Here is a 13,229-nt window from a genome sequence, read left to right as displayed (position 1 = left end):
TCTTCTTTATGAGGGAGTTGAGAAGATAGAGGAGTACCTCTTTCACAAAAAGGAGGAGGTCAAAAATGAGGAGCTTTTAAACTCAACAAAAGAGAACATATTGGAGATAGAGAAAGAGAAGATAAAATCAGCAATACTCACAGATTTTATACTCTCCATTGAAATAGTGGTTATTGCCCTTGCCGCAGTCTCTGACAAGCCTTTTTGGGTTCAGGTCTCTTCAACAATTTTTGTCGCGCTTTTGGCGACTGTTGGAGTTTACGGGCTTGTGGCTTTGATTGTGAGGATGGATAATGTCGGCTTTTGGCTAATAGGCAAAAAACAGATAAAAAGCGGTAATTTTCTCATAGGCGCTATGCCAAAGCTTATAAAAACTCTCACATTTGTCGGAACTTTTGCGATGATTTTAGTAGGCGGCGGAATACTATCTCATAAGATAGAGTTTTTTCACAACTACTATATTGATGCGCTTCCTGCTTTGGTTAATGATCTACTTTTAGGTTTAGTTATTGGTGCAGTTGTTTTGCCTGTTGTAAATATTATAAAGAAAATACTCAGTAGAGTTTAGGTTGGAGACCAAACTTTTTATAGTAGATATCTATCATCTTTTTTAGTGTTTCATCATCAAGAGAGTTTCTCTCTTTGATGCCAAACCTCTTTATGTACTCGGAGGGGAGAATGGATTTTTCGGCTATAGGCTCTTTGAGATACCCAAATATAGCCTCTTTAATTCTTTCTTCACTGCTGTACTTGAGGGTATATTTTTTCATAATAACATGAAATTTAAAATCACCCCCATGACAGTTTAGACAGTTTTTATCAAACTCCGAAGCATTTAAAAAAGTACAGAAGAGAATAAATATTGCAATTTTTTTTACCATCTCAGAGTCACCTTTGTCCCTTTGTTTGGTTTTGAGGCTATATCTATTTTCATACCGTACTCATCTGTTATGGATTTTACGATGCTGTAACCGATTCCAAATCCCCCTTGGGATTTATCAAACCTCAGGTATCTTGTAAATATTTTCTCCAGCTCCTCTTTGCTCATCCCTTTTCCCTCATCTTCTATGCTCAGGTGCGTCTCATCCAGAGAGATCCTTATTTTGGTCGCTTTGTTTGTGTATTTGATTGCATTTGAGAGGATGTTGTCTATTAGGCGCTCCATCTTTTGTCTGTCTGCCGTGAAATGGACACTCTCTTTTATATCTAAGAGAAACTCTATCTTTTTCATATTTGCCATATTCGCGAAGTACTCCACTCTTTGAAGAACTATCTGGGAGAGATTCAGATCTACATTTTGAAGCGATGTTTTGTGATTTAAAAGCAGATAGACTAAATCTTCATAAAGATTTGAGATACTTAATGATGCAATCTTTATGCGCTCTAACTTTCTTAATGTTTTTTCATCGCAGTTTGAGGAGTCGATGGTCTCTATATTTGTAAGTATCGCTGTGATGGGAGTGTTTAGCTCATGAGTGGTGTCTTTTATGAAATCATCAAGAAGCTTTATGTTGTCTCGAATGGGTTTTAAAACCAGATTTACAAGAAAAAAAGAGGTAATAATTGTAATAAACATAACGATAATTGCAATATAGATTAAATCACTAAGTATATTTATATCTTTAGTCTCTTTTTGCACGACAATATAAGCGGCGCCCATGTAGTATGGAGATAGAGGCGAGATAAGATATGATTTTGAATCTTTTATAAAGAAGTTGTTATCCAACTTTTTGACTTCCCCATTAAGAGTGCTAAAGATAAGATTTTTGTCTATGTCGTAAATGGCGCTTTTAAAATTCTCAAATCTAGGATACTCAAGTTTTTCGTCGTTCTCCTCGTGCAACAAAGAGAGCCTCTCTTCGACCTGAGTGGCGTATCTCTTTAAAATCTCTTTTTCGTCATTCATTAGTTGGTCTTGTTCGTAAAAATAGTAACCTGTAAAAAGAGTTGCGATCAAGAGCAGTGTGGAGCTAAGGTAGAGTCCCAAAACATAGATAATGCTTCTTTTCTCTCCACTATACAAGTTTGTATCCGAAATTTTTGATGCTTTGTATATGCTCTTTTCCTATATGTTTTCGCAAATTTTTTATATAGGTTCTTAGGCTCATATAGCTGTGGTTCTCGTTGAACTGCCAGACGTTTTGGTAGATGTTTTCAAAGCTAACGCACTCATTTTTATGCTTTAAAAGCAGTTTTAGCAATAGAAACTCTTTGTGACCCAATGCTATTTTTTCTTCCTCTTTTATAAGCTCGTTTGAGTAGAGGTTGAAATCTATGGTATCGTTTATTTTGATGAGCTGATCAAGTGTTTTATACTCCCGCTTAAGCAGAGCGTTTATTCTAAGAAGAAGCTCTTTGAGCGCAAATGGTTTTTTGATGTAGTCATCCGCACCGCTCTCATAGCCTGAGGATAAGTCGTTCATGCTATTTAGTGATGTTATAAAAATTGCGGGGGTTACGATGTCTGCACCTCTAAGCTCTTTTAAGAGTTTAAATCCGTTGATTTGGGGGACATTTACATCCAGTAAAAAGAGATCAAACCTTGCAGCATAGATAGCCTCTAGTGCCTCATCTCCATCATAGGCGCAAACCACGTCAAATCCCTCATCTTTGAGAAATTCTTCAACGGTTTGCGATAGATTAAGGTCATCTTCTAGATATAGAATTTTCATAAAAAATTATATCTAAATTAAGCATATATAGAAAAGCCTTCTCTCTCTGCTTCGTTTGTGTTTTTGTCGTCCAATATCTCAAGAAGTGTTTTTGTGTAATCTTCAGAACTCATGACAGACGCATCTACCTCTTTCATTTGAGTAACTGCTGCCGATCTCTCTTCTTTACTCATAGAGCTAAGTTGCTCTATCACGCTGTTTTTATCTTCGCTAGATAAATTTTGCATAATATCCTTCATGCCGCCTTGCCCATGACCACCGCCTGAGCCGTCCATTTTTCTCATCTGCATCTGCTGCGTCTGGCTTGTTGAAGTTACATCCATAATAAATTCCTTATTTTAGTTTTGTTTATGGTAACACCTCTTTGTGAAACAGGTGTGAAGAGGGTTTATAAAACTTTATCTTCATCTATTTCATGAAAAACTATGCCTCTGTTTTGTATTTTCATGATTTTGTCGCAATACGGAAGGATTCTTTCATCATGCGTAACTGTAATGATTGCCACGTTTTGCTCTATTGCGATTTTTTTGAGCATCTTTATAACGCTTACAGATCTCTCAGCATCGAGTGCGGCAGTAGGCTCATCCGCTAAAATAATCTCTGGATTGTTGGCTAACGCGCGTGCTATGGCGACTCTCTGATTTTGTCCGCCTGAGAGCTGAGAGGACATATTGTATGCTTTGTCGGCAATCTCAAGATACTCCAAAAGCTCCATCGCCTTTTTTTTCGCATCCGCTTCGCTTACTTTGTTGGCTTGGGGAAGAAGCGTAATATTTTCTAAAACATTTAAAAAAGGTATAAGGTAGTGGGCTTGAAAGATAAAACCGATTTTCTCTCTTCGGATGCGGCGGGTATCTTTTGCTATCCATTTGTCCTGATAAACCATGTTTTTGCCCAGCCATATCTCGCCGCTTGTGGGTTCAAGTACGCATCCTATCATCATCAGAAGTGTAGTTTTTCCCGCACCGCTTGGAGCAATGAGAGCGACGACTTCACCTTTTTGTATCTCAAATGATGCATTTTCTATAACTTTTACAAGATTTTCGTCTTTGCCGAAATTTTTGACCAGGTTTTTTACTTTTATGGCGCTTTGCTCGTTCATATCATCCTCCGATTGCCGCTGCAGGGTCGGCGCTTATAACTTTTTTGACACCCACAAAAGATGCTAATATGGAGGCTATAATGATTACGCCAAAGAGCGTCCAAGCATCAGGGATTTGAAGCACTACAAGTTTGGGGAATTTATCATAAACAAGGTGTGAAAAGATATTTCCAAATATAAATGCAAATACTCCAAGTAAAATAGTCTCTTTTACAATCATGGAGATAATAAGTGAGTTTGGGAGCCCCATAAGCTTCATTATGGCTATCTCTTTCATCTTCTCCAGCGTCATGGTGTAGATGATAAGTGCTATGATTATGGTTGAGACGACAACAAGGATCACGGTAAAGAGTCCTATCTGTTTTGAAGATTTCTCAATAAGGTTTTTAGTGAGTATCTCTTTTTGCTGTGCGGCGGTATAGACGCTTTTGTGCTGCCATTTTCGTATATCCTTGGCTACTTCATCTATGTTATACCCGCTCTTCACCGTTGCAACAATCGTATTTACCAAAAAAGAGTCTGAGCTTTGAACTCCTCTGGCGATATTGTTTTGAATCTCTTTGTTTGAGTATAAAAACTGCAGCTCCTGCGCATCTTTGAGGCTAATATATACAAGAGGATCGCCGCCGTTTGAGACGGTATTGTGCGTAATGCCCACAACGGTATAAAAGTTGCGCCCAAGCTCTATTTTCTCGCTAAGTTTAAAGCCAGTCTTGTCGGTCACTACTATCTCATAATGGTCGCTCTTCAACTCACGCCCTTTTATCAATCTTTTTTGATTTATGGGATTTATCGCTCCATAGATATCATACCCGACGGCTACGACTCGAACTGGTTTTTCGCGGTGAGGAAGCTGAATATTTTGAAAGGTCATAGCTTCGCTTTTCTCAACTCCCTGCATAACATAGATGATGTTTTTGAGGTCTTCATGTACTCTTGAAGACTCCGCAAACGGTCCCATGGTATTCTCCTGAACTATCCATAGATCAGCACTTATGTCATCAAGCAAAATCTCCGCCTCAACCATCATACCGCGGTAAACTCCAATCATGATAAGAACGATCCCAAGCAGCATTCCCACTCCCATGGCTGTCACTATGAACTTGCCAAGAGTGTGTTTTATATCTCTAGCGGCTAAATTTATCATCTATATATCTTCATTCCATCGCTTAGGGGTTTGTTGCCGCCGTTGTAGAGAAGCAGTTCGCTCTGTTGGTTTATGCCCGAAGAGACGGCAGCCTCTTCATCGTTTTGTGCCAATATAGAAATCTCTTGAAAATAGGCATTCTCACCTTTTGCTATCCAAACTCCTTTTTTTCCACTCTTTGTAATAACCAAACTAAGTGGAATTTTTAGAGCGTTTTCATACTTTGCGACTTCAATCTTTACTTCAGCCTGTTCGTTGATATAAAAATTGGTAACAACCGTGTCAAAACCTATCGCAATCTCTCTCTCAAGTGTAACAAGATTGCTCATGGCAACGATTCTCTGTACGGTTCCGCTAAGCTCACTCTCTGGCTTTGAACGGAGTCTTATAGAGGCTTTTTGCCCCAATTTTATTCTCTGGGCTACTCTCTCATCTACGTTTGCTTTTACCCAGAGTGTTTTTTGGTCGACTATTTTAAAGATAGGAGTGGAGGGCAGAACATATTGCGCCGCTTCCGCCTCCTTAGTCACGATATAGCCGTCCGTGGGTGAGTAGATTTTAAGACGCCCTATCTTTTCTTCAACTGCTTCTATGCTCTTCTTTTGGCGCAGCTTCTCAGACGTTGCAGAAGCTATCTGCGCTTTTGAAGCGTCAATTTGCGCATTGATATTTTGAAGGTCGCTCTTTGCTTTGTCATACTCCGCTTGCGTAGCAAATTTCTGCTCCATAAGTTTTTTGTAGCGCTCATACGTTGTTTGTAGAAGCACCTTTTGCGCTTCAAGACTTTTCAGTGCGCTTTTAGCGGCATCGACTTCGTGTCTTGCTTTTTGCTCTAAGAGTTTTGCTTCATCAAGAAGCATAGGAAGCTCAACCGGGTCAATGCTTAAGAGAAGCGCACCTTTTTTTACCCACATTCCCTCATCAAAGTAGATATTTTCTATCTTTCCGCCGCTTTGCGCGGTGATAGTGTATATGTTTTTGGCATCCACATTTCCTATGCCTCTAACAGTCACATGAAGGTCACCGATAGTCGGTTTGGTCATTGCAAAGGTTGATTTTACAACATACACTTTATTGTAAAAAAAGAGTCCCCCGAGGGCTATTAAAAGCGTAATTGCAAAATATTTTATATATTTGTTCATCTAAGTTCTCCTTGTAGATACTCAAGTCTGTTTATTGTGTTGTTTATGGCAAATTTGGCTTCAAGAAGTCCAAGCTCGGCGTAAAGATGCACAGATGCCGCATCAAGAACTTCTATGTAGGTGGATAGCCCCTCTTTATATCTTGCTTCTACTATTTTTCTTGTAGCTATCGCCGACTCTATAAGCGCCTCTTTTGCTTTCTTTGTGTGTCTGTATCTCTCTAAATCTATAAGCAGATTTGCTGTCTCCTCTTTTAGAAGAAGTTTTTGTGCATTGTAGGACTCTTTTGCCATCTCCTTTGAGATTTTAGCCTGCTGTGATTGTGCGCTAATTCTGCCGCCGCTGTAGATTGGGATGCTTAGCATTACGCCGACAAGCGAAGTGTCGTACTCATTAAGAGTGTCTTGATATGCATAAGATGCAAAGGCATCGATTGAGCCATAGTTTGCAGCTTTTGCTGCTTTATAGAGCAGGGCATCTCTTTGTATCTCCTCCTGTGAGCTCTTAAGCGAAAAGTTCTTTTCTAAAATATCTTGGGTAAGCTCTTTGCCGTTTTGCTCTTTTGGCGGAGTGCTCTCTTTTAAAGTAGTCCCGGCATCTATCTTCTCTCCCATGTAAAGAGAGAGCGTTGAGAGCGCTTTGTTTAGGTCTGCCTGTGTCACGGCTAGTGAATCTTGGGCAATATAGAGCGCGCTCAGTATACTTGAAGCATCCGCCTCTGTCTTCAACCCCTCTTTAACAAGGGCAAGTGCCTGTTTGTAGAGCTCCTCTTTTGCATGGATATCTTTTTCTATTATTTCGAGAGCTTTTGTTTGGAGAAGCGCTAAGTTGTAGTAGTTTTTTACGTTATATATAAGAAGGGCTTTTGCATCCTCAAGAGTAAAATCGGCTCTATTTTGCTCTTTTTCGTACGCTTTTATGGTTGAGGTTGTCTTCTGGAAATCATATATTTTTTGATTTAGTGAGGCGCTTACCTTCCAGCTGTCATCTTCGATGGTATTAAACTGACCGTTTTGAGGCATTACAAAGGTGTTGATGGGATTATACTCAGCGCCTAGGTTTATTTGCGGGAGATAGTCCGCTTTTGCGATATCTACATAACTTTTGCTTTTTGCAACATTTAGGGAGAGCTTTTTAATATCGGGATGGTTTTTCAGAGCCTTGTCAACGCACTCATCAAGCGTTAGTTCTCTGGCACTTAAAACAGAGAGAAAAAGATAAAAACATAGAAACAGAAATTTTTTCATAACAAGAGACTCTTCTTTCTTCATATATTTTAAATTGTAATAACTATTATAAATCAGATATGTGAAATATGTGTGAAGCGCCTATGGTAATCTTCACTAAAAAGCGAGTTATCAACCTTCATAGGTTACTATATCAGAAATATATTGTAAAAAGTTTAGTTTATGAAAAATATGATTTATAAGTCAAGTGCCGGAGATTTGGATTTAAGTAAAATAACGCGGCTCTATCCTGCAGTCGTTGTTGACTTAAACGGCGAGGTCGCAGAGATGAGTCTGGAGTGGGCGGAGCTTTACGGTGATAAAGTAAAGCTTAAATCTTACATTTTAGTTTTTGATTTTACGCCCGCACATGAAGAGAAAAAAGAGAAAATTACTCTGGAATTTGAGACGAAAGAGGAGCTTATAACATCCATGCAAGAGGTGTCAAAATTTTTTCAAAACTAATCTCGCGTGATACGCACAGGGTCTTCTCTATCGCAATCCCCGCGGCACTTAAACATCTTGTAGATATTCTTCAGATTCTTGTAGATATGATTATGGTCGGGATGGTAAGTGTCTCGGCACTTGCTGCTGTGGGCATGAGTATGCAGTTTATGATGATTATCAATGTGCTTATGACGCTCTATGTTGTCGGCGGAAATGCGTTGATATCGCGATTTATCGGACAGGGAAGAAAAAGAAGGGCTTCTGCGCTTCTCTATTCGCTTGGGATTTTTGCGGCTGTTTTATCTGTTTTTGTCTCCATCGGCGGCTACGCAGGTAGTGAGTATATTTATACGCTTATGGGCGCAAAAGAGGATGTTGTAGAGCAGGGCGCACTCTACTTTAAGATAATCTCTCTGGGCATCGTGTTTATCTTTATTGACACGCTTTTATATAACGCACTCTCAGCCGCAGGAGATACGAAAAACTCTCTCTACATCAAACTTGTCTCTACGGCCATCAACGCTTTTTTAAACTATGTTCTTATCTTTGGACACTTTGGTTTTGAGGCGATGGGAATAGAGGGAGCGGCGTACGCAACCGTAATCTCCTACTGTTTTAATGTTTTTGCCTACTTTATTCTCATAAAAAAGCCCTATAGCAAGCTCAATATCATCCCTATCATAAGAGTAAAAGATCTAATCAGAGTCTGGCATGTAGGATGGAGTGCAGCGCTTGATCGCGGAATATCAAGCATCTCATTTCTCTTTTTTGTAGCCATTATTGCTGCATACGGAACAGCGGAGCTTGCAGGGTATCAAGTCGGACTTCGCATAGAGGGCATCGCTTTTATGCCCGGTTTTGGTTTTGCCATAGCCGCAACGGCGCTTGTTGGTCAGAGTTTGGGTGCAAAAAACGAAGAGCGAGCCTACAATATGGGTATCATAAGCGGGCGAATAGCCTATGTGTTTATGGGGAGTGTCGGCATTTTTCTTATTCTTTTTCCTGAATATTTAGTCAGTTTTTTTACAAAAGATGCCGCTACGATTGCAGTGGCTTCATACTACCTTATACTGGTGGGTTTGGCTCAAATCCCGCTTGCCATTATGTTCGTCTACTCGGGAGCATTAAGAGGAGCGGGAGCAACAAAAATCACACTAAAGATCAACGTGCTCTCACTTTGGTTATTTCGGGTTATACCATCTTATATAGCCTATAAAATGGGTTATGGAATTGTTGCAATTTTTGTGATTATGAATGTAGAGACGCTTATAAAAGGGCTAGTATATGTCTATATTTATAAGAAGAGAAGTTGGCTTCATACAAGGGTGTAGAGGGTAGAAGAGTTATCTTCTACCGCCACCGCCTGATCCACCTGCCGAACCGTTGTTCATTGAACCTCCACTATTCATAGAGCCGTCTTGTGCACCGTTTTTGTTCTGATTTTCATATCTGTATTGGTTCTTTTTTTCCTGCTTCTCTTTGTTTCTTTCCTGATTCATCTCGCCAGACCCGGTCTCTTTTTGCATCTGTTGCATTTTTTGCTCATGAGTCTGAAGACTCTCCTCCGCAATAGATAGTGTTGCAAAAAGTGCAACTGCCAGTAAAATCTTTTTCATCGTCTATCCTTTTGTTTTTAGTCCTAGAAGTATTATATAAAAGTGTTAGCGATATATAAGTAAAAGTAAAAAAAATATGAAAAAAGATTGAAGCTTTAAGATGAAAAAGATACAATAGTCTTCAAATTATATAGAGCGAGAACGGTATGAGTATTCCTTGTAAGACAAGACGAAACACCCTGATTCTAACTTCAATTGTCTTTGGAGTTGCATTGTCAGTTGTTTATCTATTTTTAAATTATGAACTAAACAACTCGATAGATAGGCAGTTTCAAAAGGTTGCATCTTCTGCTAAAAATCTCTTTGAGATAAATCTTGAGCATGACAAAATAGAACTGGAACTCAAGCTTGATAAGCTTATATCTTCAAAAGGTCTGGCAAAAGCTGTTTCCGGTAGAGATCATAAAAACATAGCCTCAATAGTCTTGCCGCTCTACAATGAACTAAAACTGACTCAAGATTCAGTAAATATCCTTACTTTTCGCTCTAACGACGGAACAACGCTCTATAGGGCACATAAGCCTGAATATTTCGGTGATATGTTAAATAAAAAAAGAACTCTCATAGTAGACACAAATACTCTGCAGCGATCATTTAGCGGTTTTGAAGTCGGCAATCTTGAGATGACATACCGCATAACAAAACCGATTTTTTATAATGAGGTTTATGTGGGAAATGTTGAGCTTGGAGTATCTCCCGATAATTTTTTAAAAAGTTTAAGCTCCATATTTAAAGCAGACATAGGTGTTGCTATAAACAGGTCGCTGCTTGATATTATGCTAAGCAAAGAGGGTGTTGTAGTAGATGAAAACTATATCTATATTAAAGGCAGCGAAAAACTAAAGACCCATTTACAGCATGAGCATAAGGAGGATGCAGAGCTCTATAAAGTAGATATGAGCATCCCTCTAAAGAATCATCTCTCGCAGACGCTAGGCTATTTGGTTGTTGGCTATGATATGTCGGCAGTCGCAAAAAAAGATAAGGAGTTTATGCAGCATCTATTTTTTATGATTGTTATAATCATGCTTACTTTAGGAATTATTCACCACTTTGGTTTTAGCAAAATGCTTAATCACTTCTCAAAACAGGTCTATACCGACCACTTGACAGCTCTTTTAAACAGGCATGCATTAAACGACAATCTCTTTTCCCAAAAAAACAAAGTACTTATTTTGAGCAATATAAAAGAGTTTAGCCTTATTAACGAACTTTACGGAGTTGATGTGGGCAATGAGATACTTATTAGAGCCGCTGAAGCGTTTGACGAGTTTGCAAAAAAACATAAGTTTGACGCATACAGAATATCTTCGGATGAGTTTGTTCTTCTTAAAAAAGAGGATGATTTTGATAGTGATGAGTATTGTAAAATAATCGAGGAGCTTCATGCTAAGATAAACTCTCTTAAGATCTTTGCAGCAGGGGTTGAAGAGGTTATCACTATTGAAATATATTCGGGTATAGCCTTTAACGACAAGCATCCGCTTGAAGATGCTCAGATGGCGATTAAAAAAGCCAAAAAACAGTTATTGCCTTATCTTATGTATTCGCCAAAAGTTGATACAAAAGAGTACTCACAAAATGTTATGAGAGTTAAGCGCTGTATAAAATATGCGCTAGAGCATAAAAATGTGATTCCATTTTTTCAGCCTATAACAAACAGAGATGGGGAAGTTATAAAATATGAGGCTTTGGTCAGAATAGTCGAGTTTGACGATGGAGAAAAAAAGATTTTACCTCCGTGCGATTTTTTGGATATATCTATGAGCAGCGGTCTGTATATAAAAATAGCAAAAGAGATGCTGGTGCAAAGCCTATCACTCTTTGCTCAAAGAAGCGAAAAGATAGCAATAAATTTTCTGCCTAACGATTTTTTCAATTCATCAATGATGGATACTTTGGTTGAGCAGATTAAAAAGTTTGACTCTCCTCAAAGAGTAGTTGTTGAGATAACAGAACAGGAGGGTGTAGAGAACTTTGAGATGTTGAGAAAAGCTGTTGAAAAATTGCGTGAGATGGGTGTGCAAATTGCCATAGATGATTTTGGAAGCGGCTACGCAAACTACGCCCATGTGCTAGAGATAAAGCCTGATTATATAAAAATTGACGGCTCGCTTATACAAAATATACTAACCGAGAACGATTCTAAGATACTGGTTAAAAGCATAGTGCGATTTGCAAAAGACCTAAACATTACCACCGTAGCAGAGTTTGTTGAAAACGAAGAGATATTTGAACTACTCAAAGAGTACGGCGTAGATGAGTTTCAGGGGTACTATTTTGGTCGCCCGAGTGATTTGATTACACCCAGTTATCAAGCCTAAGCTCTTTGACCCTTTGAAACTCTTTTGTGTTGTTTGTAACCAGCTTCATATTGCATGAGAGTGCATGAGCTGCTATCATCATATCAAGCCCACCTATGATTTGCCCTCTTTTTTCCAAATCTGCTCTTATTTTCCCATAGGCAATAGAGGCTTTCATACCATATTCTAAGATATCGAAAGGTTTTAGAAAATGCTCAAGCGCCAAGAGATTTTTTTCCACATGTTCACTTTTATAAACACCGGAGTATAGCTCACTGACCGTAATGCTCGAGAGGACTACATCTCCTATATCAAACTCTTTAAGCTTTTCTCTGACACCTTGAGGCTTGTTTTTGATAATATAGATACAGATGTTGGTATCTAGCATCTGTTTTTTCAAAAGAAATTCTCTCTTTTTTGAGTTGGCTGTACTCTTGTTTGCATAAAATCGTCCGAAAATTCATCAAGTCTGTCAAACATATGATCCCATACGCTTTTGTCATTTTTTGGCATCAAAATCACGCCATCTTCAACCCTCTTTATAAAAAGCTCCTCTGGTTTTCAAACCTAAACTCTTTTGGCAATCTTACCGCTTGGCTCTGACCATTTTTAAACAGTTTTGCTACAGCGCCCATGGTATCTCCCTTTAAGTATATATTTTAAAGTATATACTATTATTGTTTTGTCAATTAGCCTTTTGATAATTTTTATCTCAAGTTTTTCTTATGTTATAATACAGATAATTATTTAGCGAGGTGTACACAATGCATACTATTAAACTTCAAGTACAAGATACCATCTATTCGCATATTATGTTTTTTTTAAAAAATCTTAATTCTAAAGAGTTGCAAATCATAGAAGATAAAGAGATACAAAAATATGAAGAGAGTAAGGAAATTCAAGCATTTTCAAACCACTCTGCAAATCTGGTAAATGAGTGGAGAGACGATAGCGAGGATGAAGTGTGGAGATAAAACAATCAGAGGTAGTTTTGTGTGAGTTTTATTTCAGCGACTTACAACAATCAAAAAATAGACCTGTCTTAGTTTTTAAAGACAATTTGCCTCATAATGACTTTATAGCAATCCCCATCAGCAGCAAAATCCAAAACATGCAAGACGATGAAATCATCATGGGCGATGCAGATTTTATAGACGGCACCATTCCAAAAACTTCAAAATTAATGTTAAGAAAAACATTCGTGGTATCTAAAGATGTTGTTCTAAAAAGATATGGCACACTCAGCAAAGAGAGTTTTAAAAAGTATCAAGAGCTGTTTTGCAGCTATTTTCATTGTCATAAATAACATATCAAGTTAAGATTTTTATCTCTTCACCTCAAACTTCTCTTTTAGCTCTTTGAGCTCATTTAGGTTTTTCTCAGACTTCTCTATCAACTCATCAAACGCTAAGCCTTGCATAACTGTTTTGTAAAGGTTTGGCTTGAACTTTTCCCAATTATAAAGAGTTTTTATATCTACATTTAAATATCCAGCAATATCTCTCTTTGTCATAAATACCCTTCGTATAATATATTTATCAACCAAATAGTTAAAATATGGTTGTGTGTTCTTA

General features: G+C 38.2%; 18 protein-coding genes. 6 read left to right on the top strand and 12 right to left on the bottom strand.

What is annotated here, in order from left to right:
- Positions 1-568 (top strand): DUF808 family protein (locus tag RQ763_RS03715; RefSeq protein WP_314151267.1); only part of this gene is annotated, 568 nt, incomplete at its 5' end.
- Here RQ763_RS03715 and RQ763_RS03710 read toward each other — a convergent pair.
- The 8 genes from RQ763_RS03710 to RQ763_RS03675 form a co-directional block, all read right to left on the bottom strand.
- Positions 555-881: a hypothetical protein gene (locus RQ763_RS03710; RefSeq protein ID WP_314151265.1), complete on the bottom strand. Its 327-nt coding sequence runs from the start codon at positions 879-881 to the stop codon at positions 555-557. The two genes, RQ763_RS03715 and RQ763_RS03710, sit on opposite strands and share 14 nt — an antisense overlap.
- Entirely contained in the window at positions 875-2,023 is a 1,149-nt protein-coding gene (locus RQ763_RS03705; protein WP_314151264.1) for a HAMP domain-containing sensor histidine kinase, read from the bottom strand. The genes RQ763_RS03710 and RQ763_RS03705 overlap by 7 nt, the downstream gene beginning before the upstream one ends.
- Entirely contained in the window at positions 2,016-2,672 is a 657-nt protein-coding gene (locus tag RQ763_RS03700; RefSeq protein WP_314151262.1) for a response regulator transcription factor, read from the bottom strand. The genes RQ763_RS03705 and RQ763_RS03700 overlap by 8 nt, the downstream gene beginning before the upstream one ends.
- Before the next feature lie 17 nt (positions 2,673-2,689).
- A complete protein-coding gene (locus RQ763_RS03695) occupies positions 2,690-2,995 on the bottom strand; it encodes a hypothetical protein (RefSeq protein WP_314151261.1) in 306 nt (101 codons plus the stop codon).
- A 65-nt stretch (positions 2,996-3,060) separates the two neighbouring features.
- A complete protein-coding gene (locus RQ763_RS03690; RefSeq protein WP_314151259.1) occupies positions 3,061-3,774 on the bottom strand; it encodes an ABC transporter ATP-binding protein in 714 nt (237 codons plus the stop codon).
- A gap of 1 nt (position 3,775) precedes the next feature.
- A complete protein-coding gene (locus RQ763_RS03685; RefSeq protein ID WP_314151257.1) occupies positions 3,776-4,921 on the bottom strand; it encodes an ABC transporter permease in 1,146 nt (381 codons plus the stop codon).
- On the bottom strand, positions 4,918-6,063 hold the full coding sequence (locus RQ763_RS03680) for an efflux RND transporter periplasmic adaptor subunit (RefSeq protein ID WP_314151256.1): 1,146 nt from the start codon (positions 6,061-6,063) through the stop codon (positions 4,918-4,920). Before RQ763_RS03680 ends, RQ763_RS03685 begins: the two co-directional genes overlap by 4 nt.
- Positions 6,060-7,310 (bottom strand): TolC family protein, encoded by a 1,251-nt coding sequence (locus RQ763_RS03675; RefSeq protein ID WP_314151255.1) that lies wholly within the window; start codon positions 7,308-7,310, stop codon positions 6,060-6,062. The genes RQ763_RS03680 and RQ763_RS03675 overlap by 4 nt, the downstream gene beginning before the upstream one ends.
- Before the next feature lie 162 nt (positions 7,311-7,472).
- Here RQ763_RS03675 and RQ763_RS03670 point away from each other — a divergent pair, with 162 nt between their 5' ends.
- Both RQ763_RS03670 and RQ763_RS03665 read left to right on the top strand, forming a co-directional pair.
- Positions 7,473-7,754 carry a hypothetical protein gene (locus tag RQ763_RS03670; protein WP_314151253.1) on the top strand — a complete coding sequence of 94 codons (282 nt, stop codon included), beginning with the start codon at positions 7,473-7,475 and terminating at the stop codon, positions 7,752-7,754.
- Positions 7,718-9,067: an MATE family efflux transporter gene (locus tag RQ763_RS03665; RefSeq protein ID WP_314151268.1), complete on the top strand. Its 1,350-nt coding sequence runs from the start codon at positions 7,718-7,720 to the stop codon at positions 9,065-9,067. The genes RQ763_RS03670 and RQ763_RS03665 overlap by 37 nt, the downstream gene beginning before the upstream one ends.
- Before the next feature lie 12 nt (positions 9,068-9,079).
- On the opposite strand, the gene RQ763_RS03660 is transcribed toward RQ763_RS03665, so the two are convergent.
- Positions 9,080-9,352 carry a hypothetical protein gene (locus RQ763_RS03660; RefSeq protein WP_314151252.1) on the bottom strand — a complete coding sequence of 91 codons (273 nt, stop codon included), beginning with the start codon at positions 9,350-9,352 and terminating at the stop codon, positions 9,080-9,082.
- Between the two features lie 212 nt (positions 9,353-9,564).
- Here RQ763_RS03660 and RQ763_RS03655 point away from each other — a divergent pair, with 212 nt between their 5' ends.
- Complete coding sequence (locus RQ763_RS03655; RefSeq protein ID WP_314151250.1) at positions 9,565-11,676, top strand: EAL domain-containing protein; 2,112 nt, start codon at positions 9,565-9,567, stop codon at positions 11,674-11,676.
- Here RQ763_RS03655 and RQ763_RS03650 read toward each other — a convergent pair.
- Together RQ763_RS03650 and RQ763_RS03645 are read right to left on the bottom strand one after the other, a co-directional pair.
- Complete coding sequence (locus tag RQ763_RS03650; RefSeq protein ID WP_314151249.1) at positions 11,654-12,055, bottom strand: type II toxin-antitoxin system tRNA(fMet)-specific endonuclease VapC; 402 nt, start codon at positions 12,053-12,055, stop codon at positions 11,654-11,656. The genes RQ763_RS03655 and RQ763_RS03650 overlap by 23 nt on opposite strands.
- Before the next feature lie 139 nt (positions 12,056-12,194).
- On the bottom strand, positions 12,195-12,290 hold the full coding sequence (locus tag RQ763_RS03645) for an antitoxin (RefSeq protein WP_314151248.1): 96 nt from the start codon (positions 12,288-12,290) through the stop codon (positions 12,195-12,197).
- Positions 12,291-12,419: 129 nt separating this feature from the next.
- On the opposite strand from RQ763_RS03645, the gene RQ763_RS03640 reads away from it, so the two are divergent.
- On the top strand, positions 12,420-12,629 hold the full coding sequence (locus RQ763_RS03640; RefSeq protein ID WP_314151247.1) for a hypothetical protein: 210 nt from the start codon (positions 12,420-12,422) through the stop codon (positions 12,627-12,629).
- Positions 12,620-12,961, top strand: coding sequence for a type II toxin-antitoxin system PemK/MazF family toxin (locus tag RQ763_RS03635; protein ID WP_314151246.1), 342 nt, complete (start codon positions 12,620-12,622; stop codon positions 12,959-12,961). Before RQ763_RS03640 ends, RQ763_RS03635 begins: the two co-directional genes overlap by 10 nt.
- A gap of 18 nt (positions 12,962-12,979) precedes the next feature.
- On the opposite strand, the gene RQ763_RS03630 is transcribed toward RQ763_RS03635, so the two are convergent.
- The coding region (locus RQ763_RS03630) for a hypothetical protein (RefSeq protein ID WP_314151245.1) at positions 12,980-13,229 on the bottom strand (250 nt) is incomplete at its 5' end.

Origin of the sequence: Sulfurimonas sp. (assembly GCF_032250635.1) — a bacterium.
GTDB lineage: Bacteria > Campylobacterota > Campylobacteria > Campylobacterales > Sulfurimonadaceae > Sulfurimonas.
This window is presented reverse-complemented; position numbering and strand designations above follow the sequence as displayed.